Origin of the sequence: Streptomyces solincola (assembly GCF_002982015.1) — a bacterium.
Classification (GTDB): Bacteria; Actinomycetota; Actinomycetes; order Streptomycetales; family Streptomycetaceae; genus Streptomyces; species Streptomyces solincola.
Genome location: NZ_PVLV01000569.1, coordinates 1 through 2,431, shown reverse-complemented (window position 1 = coordinate 2,431; position 2,431 = coordinate 1). Strand labels below are relative to the sequence as shown.

The 2,431-nt window shown below is 76.3% G+C and carries 4 protein-coding genes; 1 reads left to right on the top strand and 3 read right to left on the bottom strand.

All coding sequences use genetic code 11. The features are described 5' to 3' along the window. Positions 1 to 123: 123 nt before the first annotated feature. Together C6N75_RS27330 and C6N75_RS27325 are read right to left on the bottom strand one after the other, a co-directional pair. A complete protein-coding gene (locus C6N75_RS27330) occupies positions 124 to 963 on the bottom strand; it encodes an alpha/beta fold hydrolase (protein WP_105871548.1) in 840 nt (279 codons plus the stop codon). Next, positions 960 to 1,553, bottom strand: a complete 594-nt coding sequence (locus C6N75_RS27325) for a TetR/AcrR family transcriptional regulator (RefSeq protein ID WP_105871547.1) — start codon at positions 1,551 to 1,553, stop codon at positions 960 to 962. The genes C6N75_RS27330 and C6N75_RS27325 overlap by 4 nt, the downstream gene beginning before the upstream one ends. Positions 1,554 to 1,750: 197 nt before the next feature. Between C6N75_RS27325 and C6N75_RS27320 the strand changes: the two genes are divergently transcribed. Further along, a complete protein-coding gene (locus C6N75_RS27320; protein WP_407703280.1) occupies positions 1,751 to 1,975 on the top strand; it encodes a hypothetical protein in 225 nt (74 codons plus the stop codon). A 21-nt stretch (positions 1,976 to 1,996) separates the two neighbouring features. Here the strand turns inward: C6N75_RS27320 and C6N75_RS30995 are convergent. Next, positions 1,997 to 2,431 (bottom strand): acyl-CoA synthetase family protein (locus C6N75_RS30995; protein ID WP_219852922.1); only part of this gene is annotated, 435 nt, incomplete at its 5' end.

Sequence of the window (2,431 nt, the reverse complement as noted above, 5' to 3'; positions counted from 1 at the left end):
GCCCCGCCCACCGACAGGCCGCCCCGCTCGACACCCTCGTGCCGGACGTCGGGGCGGCCTGTCGGTGGGCGAGGCTCTCGCACCGCCGTCCGCCGGCCGGGCGGTGCGGCGGATGCGCGTGCCTCAGGGGCGCCGGAACGCCTCCCGCAGGAGCGTGCCGAACTCGGCGGGGTGCGTCGTCAGGCCGGTGTGCCCGCCGGGGAAGTGCAGGAGGTCCGAGCCGAGGGCGTCGGCCAGGAAGGCGGCCGCACGGTAGGGCAGCTCGCCGTGCGAGTCCTGGCCGCAGGCGAGCACGAGCCGGTCCGACAGCGCCTTCAGCCGGTGGACGTCCGGGGCGTAGGACATGAACCCGGGCACGATGCGGCCGACGAAGTACGGCAGGCCGGCCGTCGTCTGCTCGGCCCGCGCCGCCGCCCCCGGCGGAAGCCCCGCCTCGGCCTGCGGCTCACCGGAGTCGCCGTCCTTGCTCAGACCGGCGGCGAACACCGCCATCGCCGGGGCGAGCCCCCGGGTGCGCAGCGTCTCCTGCACGCGGGCGACGAGCGCGCGGTGGGCGGAGGCGTCCGGCAGGACCTCCACCACCGGCGGCTCGTGCGCCACCAGGCGTTCGACGCGCTCCGGGTGGGCGGTGAGCAGGTGCAGGGCGGCGATCGCGCCCGAACTGACGCCGACCACCCGGGCCGGCTCGCCGGGCGAGAGCAGATCGAGCATCCGCAGCGCGTCGTCGGCGTGCTCGGCCACGAACTGCTCGGCCCCGGCGTCCTCCAGCGTGCTCCGGCCCATGCCGCGCGGGTCGTAGGCCGCGACCGTGTACATGGCGGCCAGGTCGTCGGCGACGCCGTCGAAGGCGGCCGCGCCGCCCGTCCCGCCGGGGATCAGCAGCAGCAACGGCCCTCGGCCGCGTACCTCGTAGTGCAGGGTGGCGCCGTCGACGCGAAGGCTTCCGATGGTCGGGCGGGTCATGCGGGGTCTCCTGCGCGGGACGTGGGCCAGTGCTCCAGAAGGATGTGCAGGGCGTCGAGCGAGCGGCTCCAGGACTGCTCCGGCGCACGCTCGTGCCCGAAGCCGCCCGCCGCCTCCAGGGCGACGAACCCGTGGAACGTGCTGCGCAGCAACCGGACCGCGTCGGTCACGTCGGGCTCGGCCAGTCCGTAGCCGCGCAGCATGCCGTAGGTCAGCTCGACCGCGCGCCGCGGCCCGCGCGCCTTCGCGGCCAGCTCGGGATCGATCTCGATCGGCGTCTGCGTCGCCGCGTAGCGGCCCGGATGTGCATGGGCGTACGCCCGCCAGGCGTCGGCGAACGCGACGAGCGCCTCCTTGCCGGCCCGTCCGGCGGTCGCCTCCGCGATGCGGATGGTCTTCTCGTCCGCCGCCAGCAGGGCGATCCGCCCGCGCAGATCCGCCAGGCCGCGCACGTGCGTGTAGAGGCTCGCGTCCTTCACGCCGAGCCTCCGCGCCACCTGCGACATGGTCACCTGCTCGAATCCGACCTCGTCCGCCGCCTCGGCCCCCGCGACCGTCACCCGCTCCGCCGTCAACCCGGCCCGCACCATGCGCGCTTCTCCTTCCTAGGACTCCTAGGGATAACCTAGGACTCCTAGGCGCGCGTGGCAAGGCTGAGGGGGCCCGCGGCCGCTGGGACCGCCGGCTCGTCGCCGAGAGCACCGACTGGCCGCAAATCCTCGTCCGGTACGACCTCCCGGGGCGCTTCGGGCCCAACCCGGCAGTCAGCCTGAACCGCACCGTCGCCGTGGCCATGGTCAACGGCCCGGCCGCCGGCCTCGACCTGCCGGAGGAACCGGCGCACGACCCGCGACTGGCGCGTCACCACCGGCTGTTCGCCACCCGCGCGCAGCTGCTGGAACTGCTCGGAGAACACGAGAGCGCCGCGGACGCCTACCGCGAGGCGGCCCGCCGCACCACCAGCGCCCCCGAGCGCCGCCATCCCACCGCCCGCGCCCACCGCCTCGGCTGACCCTGCCCGCCGGTCGGCGGTCTACCGGGCCGTGCCGACGAGAGCGTCCTCGGTGAGCACTTCGGCGTGCGGGGCGAAGGCCGCTGTGTCCACGCGGGACCCGGCCGGGCCGGTGCGGAGGATACGGCGGAGGGCGGGGAGGCGCTGGTCGGACAGCGAGCCGAGGAACGCGGCCGGGCAGGCCAGCACGGTGGGCCGGTGCCCGGGGAGGAGGGCCGGGTCGTCGGCGACGGTGAGGCGGGCCCCGGAGAGCAGCGCGGCCCACGGCAGCCAGGCGTGGTGCAGCAGGGACGGGGCCAGCGCCCAGGTGTCCTCGGGGCCGGTGGCCAGCCTGGACTGGACGGCGTCCAGGCGGTCGAGGAGCCGGGCGTGGGAGAGGGGGGTGCGGGCGTCGGGGGAGAGGCAGGCGGTGTCGCCCGGCCAGGTGGCGTCCGGGGCGGGGCGGGAGGCCAGGAC

Excerpts from the sequence above, each read along its gene's own strand:
- C6N75_RS27330 (WP_105871548.1), bottom strand. The coding sequence starts at position 963 with ATGACCCGCCCGACCATCGGAAGCCTTCGCGTCGACGGCGCCACCCTG.
- C6N75_RS27325 (WP_105871547.1), bottom strand. The coding sequence starts at position 1,553 with ATGGTGCGGGCCGGGTTGACGGCGGAGCGGGTGACGGTCGCGGGGGCC.